We start from the raw sequence: 6,801 nt of genomic DNA, 5'->3' as shown, positions 1-6,801 counted from the left end.
CGTCGAACTCCGCATCGACGAAGGCCCGTGGCAGCAAGCCGAGTTGGCCGCCGACGCCGGACCCGACCTGTGGCGGCAGTGGTCCTACGCCTGGACGGACGCGACCCCCGGCACCCACCGCATCGAGGTCCGCGCCACCGACGCCACCGGCGCCGTACAACCCGAACGGCGCGCCGCCCCCTTCCCCGCCGGAGCGACGGGCTGGCACAGCACCGTCGTCACCGTTACCTGACCATCCGTCGACTTCCCTTTTCCACAGACCACTTCATCCGGGCAACACTTCACCCGAGCACCGAGGAGAGATCCGCCATGTCCGCTTCCATCCGCAACCGCCGCACCTTCACCGCCCTGCTCGCCTCAGGCGCGCTGGCCCTCACCCTCGGCGCGTGCAGCAGCAGCAGCGGTTCCAGCTCCTCGTCCGCCTCCGCCCAGACCGCAGCCTCCAGCTCCGCCGCGATGTCCGGCAGCACCGCCTCCGCCGCGGCGGCGGCCGACCAGCCGTTCGGCGCGGCCTGCGCCGCCGTGCCCAAGGACGGCGCCGGCTCCTTCACCGGCATGGCCAAGGACCCGGTCGCCACCGCCGCCTCCAACAACCCGCTGCTGTCCACCCTGGTGACCGCCGTCAAGCAGGCCGGCCTGGTCGACACCCTCAACTCCGCGCAGAACATCACCGTCTTCGCCCCCACCAACGACGCCTTCGCCAAGCTCCCCAAGGCCGACCTGGACGCGCTGCTGGCCGACAAGGACAAGTTGACCAAGGTCCTCACCTACCACGTCGCCCCCGAGCGCCTGGCCCCCAACGCGCTGGCCGGCACCCACAAGACCCTGGAGGGCGGCGACCTCACCGTCACCGGCTCCGAGCCCGACTTCACCGTCAACGGCAACTCCAAGGTGCTGTGCGGCAACGTCCAGACCGCCAACGCCACCGTCTACATCGTCGACACCGTCCTGATGCCCACCTCCTGACCTGCCGGACACCCGCGCGGGCTCCTCCCCGGCCGCTCACCAACCCGCGGCCCGGGGAGGGCCCTTGAACGGGCCGGTGATCTCCTCCGTGATCCACCCCCCGTAGGACCCGCCCTCCTGCGGCCGCACGACCTCGCCGGCCACCGTGCAGCGCTCCACCCGGCCCGGGTGGAACGCCAGGTGGTCGCGGAGCTCCCGGTACCCGGGCAGCGGTTCCGGGTAGCTCCACGCCGCCCGGACCGAGAACCGGCCGCCGGCCTCGACGTCCCAGTACCGCGCCCGTCCCTTCCACTCGCAGAGGGTCGAGCCGTCGGCGGGCCGGAGCAGGTCGGTCGCACCGTTCGTGCACCGCCCGCGGGCCCGTCGGGGCGGTCCGCGGTGCGGGGTCCTTCCGCTTCGCGGGCGGGAACGGGTGCGCCCGCGTCCGCTGGAAGGTCACTGCGCTCCGGGCCTCAGGTGAGGCCGGCCCGGGTGGCGGTCTCCTCGTTGTGGCGCATGTGCCGGTGGGCGCGGTCGCCGAGTTCCGCGATCAGTCCGGCGACCAGGCTCTCGACCACGGCCAGCGTCGGCACCAGGCTGTCGTACGGCGAGGGGGCCCCGACCTGGCTGGAGAAGACGACTTCGGCGTGGGTGCTGACGGGCGAGAGCCAGGTGTCGGTGAACAGGACGACGCGCCCCCCGGCCTCGCGGACGAGTTCGGCGACGGTGACCTTGTCCTCCTCGTAGCGGCGGTAGTCGAAGACGACCAGGACGTCGCGGCGGGCGAGCGAGGAGAGCAGCGCGGTGCGCTCCACGGCCCGGTCGGGGAGGAAGCGGACGTCGTCGCGCACCTGCATCAGGTGCAGCCCGAGGTACTGGGCGAAGAGGTTGGTGAACCGGCCACCGGCCAGGGTGATGCGCCGCTTGGGGTCGGCGAGGAGTTGGACGGCCCGCTCCAGGTCGTGCGGGGTGACCTCGGCGAGGGTGCGGTCGACCGCCGCGGTGAACACCTCCCGGCCGTGGGCGAGGAGGTTCTCGGCCTTGGCCCCGACGGCTGCGGGGTCGGCGGCGGCGCTGCCGTAGTTGCCGCTGCTGTAGAGCGTCACGGGCGAGGCGTGGCGTTCGTCGAGTTCGGCGCGCAGGGCCGCCTGGAAGTCGGGGAAGCCCCGGTAGCCGAGGCGGTTGACGAACCGGATCACGGTGGGGGCGCTGACGTCGGCGCGCTCGGCGAGGGTGGCGATGGTCTCGAACCCCGCGGCCGGCCACCCGGCGAGCAGGATCCTGCCGACCTTGCGCTCGGCGGGGCTGCAGTCGCCGAGTCGTTGGCGGATGTCCTCGGCGAGCGTGACGGTGGGCATGGGCGGGGTTCCCCTTCCCGGACTACGGGCGGTCGTCGGTGGTGCGGCGCGGCACGTGCCTCCGCAGCCTAGCGAAGTGCCGGGCTGCGGAGATCACGGAACGGTTCGGTGCCCCGGAGCGGGGCCGGGATCAGTCGGCGGCCGGGTGGACGCCGACCTCCAGGTCGGTGAAGGAGGCGGCGGTGGTGCCGTCGGCGGTCCACGCCCGGGTGTCGCCGCGCTTGCTCAGGAGCACCTCGAAGGCGGGGGCGGACTCGAAGGTGCCGGCGGTCGCGGTGCGCTGGGCGGTGGTCGCGGTCAGGGCGCGGGCGGTGCCGGAGAGGGAGTAGGGCCGGCCGTCCGGGTCGTCCACGGAGTAGAACGCGTCGTGGTTGGGCGGCACGGGGGTGTCGGAGGTGGCGGTGAGGGGGCGCTTGCCCTCCCCGGCCCGCACGTGCCAGGTGCGCGGGTCGTAGCGGTCGCCGTCGGTGAGGTAGCTGTAGCGGACCTTGTCGATCGTCCAGTGGCCGCCGGTGGTGCCGGTCCGGGCGGAGCGCAGGTCGAACACCGAGACGCCGTGGGTGCCGAGGACCCGGAGGCTCTCGTCGCGGGTGCCGGTGTGCTCGACCTCGATCGCGGTGTCCTCGTCGAGGGCGAGGACCCGGTCGTGGCCGGTGTCGGCGGCCAGCCGGATCGCGCGGCCCTCGCGGCCGTAGGTGCCGGTGTGGGTGTCGAGCAGGCCCGCGTCGAAGAGGCCGAAGCCGCCCTGCGGGAGGTAGCCCAGCCTGGTCGGGTCCGCGAAGTAGCCGGGGGTGCTGCCGTCGCGCAGGGCCTGGTAGCTGTCGCCGCCGGTGACCATGTCCGGTCCGGAGGCGATCTGTGCGCCGGCGCTGGAGCCGGCGACGACGGCTCCGGCGGCGAGCTTGCGGCGGATGGCCGCCATGACCTTGGAGTCGGTGCGGGCGTCGCCGTGCAGGAGGCTGGTGACGTAGCGGTACTGGTCGCCGCCGCCGAAGAAGAAGCCGGTCATGGATTCGACCTGGGCGACCGCGGCGTCCGAGTCGGCCGCGTCGACGTGCTCGACGTCGATCGGCACCCACTGGGCGTCGGCGGCGCCGTAGTGCTCGAAGAGGGCCGCGTAGTAGAGGCCGTTGCAGCGGGAGTTGGAGCACGTGTCGGGGTCGGCGGCGTCGGGGTCCTGGCTCTCGGGGACGGAGGCGGCGGTCAGGACGCCGATCCGCGCCTTCCCGGCACCGCCGGCCTTCCGGACGATCTCCCCGTAGATCTCGGTGTTGCCGTCCTTCAGGCCGCCGCCGACCAGGATCAGGGTGCCCCCGGCCGCGGCCGGGCGGGCGGAGGCGGTCTGGGCGGTGGCGGCGAGGAGGGTCAGTGCGGCCGCGAGGGCGAGGGCGGTGCGCCCGCGGCGGGTGCGCAGGTGTCGGTTCATCCGGGAACTCCGTGGTCGTTGGATTCTGGAACCGTGCGGCGCCGGGTGCGCGTCCGGGGGTGGCGCGCACCCGGCGGTGGTGCGGCCCGCGCGGGGCCGGGTGAGCCGGGCCGCGCGGGCCGGTCGTGGGACACCCGGGGGGTGTCAGCGCCGTCCGAGGCGCTCGACGAGCATCGCCAGCAGGGCGATCCGGCCCGGGGCGCCGGCGGTGTCGAGCCACTCCTCGGGGGTGTGGTCGGCCCCGCCGACCGGGCCGAGGCCGTCGAGGGTGGGGATGCCCAGGCCCGAGGTGAGGTTGGCGTCGCCGACGCCGCCGGTGGAGGCGCCGCGGATCCGCAGACCGAGGTCGGCGCCGGTGCGCAGGGCCGCGGCGAGCACGGCCGCCGCCTGCGGGGTGTGCTCCATGGGCGGGCACAGGTCCAGCTGGTCGACCCGGGCCGCGGTGCCCTCGACGACGGTCCGGGCGGCGACCGCGCGGATCTCGGCGATCGCGGTGTCCAGGCCGGCGGTGGTGGCGGCGCGGACCTCGACGTACAGCTCGGCCTGCGGGCAGACGATGTTGGTGCGGGTGCCCGCGCGGACGACGCCGACGTTCAGGGTGACGCCGGGCCAGGTGCCGTTGAGGGCCTGCAGGGCGACCACCAGGTGGGCGGCGGCGAGGGCGGCGTTGGCGCCGCGCTCGGGCTCGATCCCGGCGTGGGCGGCCCGCCCGGTGACGGTGACCAGCAGGTCGGCGACGCCCTTGCGCTCGATGACCAGGTCGCCGTTCTCCCGGGCGCACTCCAGGCCGAGCGCGTAGTGCGCCCCGCGGGCGGTGCGCTCGGTGACCGGTCGGCTGGCCGGCGAGCCGACCTCCTCGTCGGGGGTGGCGAGGACGACGAGCTCGGCGAAGGCCGTCCGGCCGTGCCGGACCAGGAGTTCGGCCGCGGTGACCCCGGCCAGCAGGCCGCCCTTGTCGTCGCTGACGCCGGGCCCGTGGGCCCGGCCGTCCAGGACCCGGAACGGGCGGGCGGCGGCGGTGCCGTCCTCGAAGACGGTGTCCATGTGGCCGACGAGGACGATCCGCGCTCCGCCGTCCTCCTCCGGCACGGAACCGGTGAGCCGGCCGACCAGCACGTCCCCGAAGCGGTGCCCGTCCACCCGCCCGGGGGTGGTGCGTTCGGTGCTGAACCCGATCGAGCGCAGCCGGTGCTCGAACCAGTCGGCGACCCGGTTCACGCCGTCGGCGTCGTAGGAGCCGGAGTCGACGGCGACGAGTTCGGCCAGGTCGGCGAGGTAGCGGGGCAGCGCCTGCTCGGCGGCGGCCGCCAGTTCGGCGGCGGCCGCGCGGTTCGCCGGTTCGGCGGGGGCGCTCACAGGACCTTGGAGAGGAACGCCCTGGTGCGCTCCTGCTCCGGGTCGACCAGGACCCTGCGCGGGTCGCCGGCCTCGACGACCACGCCCTCGTCCATGAAGACGGCCGTGTCGCCGACCTCGCGGGCGAAGCCGATCTCGTGGGTGACCACGACCATCGTCATGCCGTCGGCGGCCAGGTCGCGCATCACGTCCAGGACGTCGCCGACGAGTTCGGGGTCGAGGGCGGAGGTCGGCTCGTCGAAGAGCATCAGCTTGGGCTTCATCGCTAGCGCGCGGGCGATCGCCACCCGCTGCTGCTGGCCGCCGGAGAGCTGGGCGGGGTAGTGGTCGGCGCGGTCGGCGAGGCCGACCCGTTCCAGCAGGCGCAGGGCCTCCTGCCGGGCGTCGGTGCGGTTGACCCCGGCGACCCGGACCGGCGCCTCGGTGACGTTCTCCAGGGCGGTCAGGTGCGGGAAGAGGTTGAAGCGCTGGAAGACCATGCCGATCTCACGGCGGCGCTCGGCGACCTCGGACTCGCGCAGCTCGTGCAGCCGGTTGCCCGACTGCCGGTAGCCGACCAGGTCGCCGTCGACGGTGAGGCGTCCGCCGTCGACCTTCTCCAGGTGGTTGATGCAGCGCAGGAAGGTGGACTTGCCGGAGCCGGACGGGCCGAGCAGGCAGCAGACCTGTCCGCGCTCGACGGTCAGGTCGATCCCCTTGAGGACCTCCAGCCGGCCGAAGTGCTTGCGCACGCCCTCGGCGTGCACCATGGGGCGGGCCATCGGTTCAGCCCTTCCGTTCGCGGGTGGTGGGGAGCAGGCCGGGCAGGCCGGTGAGCATCCGCCGCAGCGGGGAGACGTGCCCGGCCCGGGCGGTGCCGCGGCCGTAGCGGCGCTCCAGCCAGGCCTGCGGCACGGACAGCACGGTGACCAGCGCCAGGTACCAGAGGGCGGCGACCACCAGCAGCGGGATGATCTGGTAGTTCTGGTTGTAGACGTCCTGGATGTTGGACATCAGGTCGTGCGCGGCGATCACCGAGACGTACGCGGTGGTCTTGAGCATGTTGATGGTCTCGTTGCCCATCGGCGGGATGATCACCCGCATCGCCTGCGGCAGCACGATCCGGCGCATCGTCAGGGCGGGCTTCATGCCCAGCGAGTGGGCGGCCTCGGTCTGGCCCGGGTCGACGGACTGGATGCCGGCCCGGACGATCTCGGAGGCGTAGGCGGCCTCGTTCAGGCCCAGGGCGAGCAGCGCCGCGACGGAGGCGGGCAGCAGGCTGTTGGTGTCGAACTCCACGAAGGTGACCGTGGTGAACGGGATGCCGATCATCAGGTGCTTGTAGAGCGCGGCGGCGTAGCCCCAGAAGAGGATCTGGACCAGCAGCGGGGTGCCGCGGAACAGCCAGACGAAGCCGGTGGAGAGCCCGTACAGGACGGGGTTGGTCGACAGCCGCATGACGGCGACCAGGGTGCCCAGGCCCAGGCCGACCGCCATCGCGGCGGCGGTCAGCCACAGGGTGGTGAACAGGCCGTCGAAGATCAGGTCGGCGAACAGGTAGTGGCCGACGACGTCCCACTTCAGGTTCGGGTTCTTGGCGAGCGAGCCGACCAGGCCGACCAGGCCGAGCACGGCGACGACGGCGGCGGTCCACTGCCCCCAGTGCCGGACCGGGACGGCCACCAGGTCGTCCGGCCGGGCGGGGGCCGCCTCGGCGGGGCGTTCGGTGACGGGCAC

The 6,801-nt window shown here is 73.8% G+C and carries 7 protein-coding genes and 1 pseudogene; 2 read left to right on the top strand and 6 right to left on the bottom strand.

All coding sequences use genetic code 11. The features are described from left to right. A pseudogene (locus ABD345_RS05275) lies at positions 1-232 on the top strand (molybdopterin-binding oxidoreductase); the annotation flags it as partial. A gap of 77 nt (positions 233-309) precedes the next feature. After that, positions 310-966, top strand: coding sequence for a fasciclin domain-containing protein (locus tag ABD345_RS05270; RefSeq protein WP_344550565.1), 657 nt, complete (start codon positions 310-312; stop codon positions 964-966). 36 nt (positions 967-1,002) lie between these two features. Here ABD345_RS05270 and ABD345_RS05265 read toward each other — a convergent pair whose 3' ends face one another. From ABD345_RS05265 to ABD345_RS05240, 6 genes are all read right to left on the bottom strand, one after another. Next, entirely contained in the window at positions 1,003-1,293 is a 291-nt protein-coding gene (locus ABD345_RS05265; protein ID WP_344550578.1) for a DUF427 domain-containing protein, read from the bottom strand. Positions 1,294-1,418: 125 nt separating this feature from the next. Beyond that, positions 1,419-2,303, bottom strand: coding sequence for a MurR/RpiR family transcriptional regulator (locus ABD345_RS05260; RefSeq protein ID WP_344550564.1), 885 nt, complete (start codon positions 2,301-2,303; stop codon positions 1,419-1,421). A 130-nt stretch (positions 2,304-2,433) separates the two neighbouring features. Continuing rightward, positions 2,434-3,729 carry a cyanophycinase gene (locus tag ABD345_RS05255; protein WP_344550563.1) on the bottom strand — a complete coding sequence of 432 codons (1,296 nt, stop codon included), beginning with the start codon at positions 3,727-3,729 and terminating at the stop codon, positions 2,434-2,436. Positions 3,730-3,873: 144 nt separating this feature from the next. Further along, positions 3,874-5,085: a M20/M25/M40 family metallo-hydrolase gene (locus ABD345_RS05250; RefSeq protein WP_344550562.1), complete on the bottom strand. Its 1,212-nt coding sequence runs from the start codon at positions 5,083-5,085 to the stop codon at positions 3,874-3,876. Then, positions 5,082-5,834 carry an amino acid ABC transporter ATP-binding protein gene (locus tag ABD345_RS05245; protein ID WP_344550576.1) on the bottom strand — a complete coding sequence of 251 codons (753 nt, stop codon included), beginning with the start codon at positions 5,832-5,834 and terminating at the stop codon, positions 5,082-5,084. The genes ABD345_RS05250 and ABD345_RS05245 overlap by 4 nt, the downstream gene beginning before the upstream one ends. A 16-nt stretch (positions 5,835-5,850) precedes the next feature. Beyond that, positions 5,851-6,801: an amino acid ABC transporter permease gene (locus ABD345_RS05240; protein WP_344550561.1), complete on the bottom strand. Its 951-nt coding sequence runs from the start codon at positions 6,799-6,801 to the stop codon at positions 5,851-5,853.

Origin of the sequence: Kitasatospora saccharophila, from assembly GCF_039529925.1 — a bacterium.
In the GTDB taxonomy this organism is placed as follows: domain Bacteria; phylum Actinomycetota; class Actinomycetes; order Streptomycetales; family Streptomycetaceae; genus Kitasatospora; species Kitasatospora saccharophila.
This window is presented reverse-complemented; position numbering and strand designations above follow the sequence as displayed.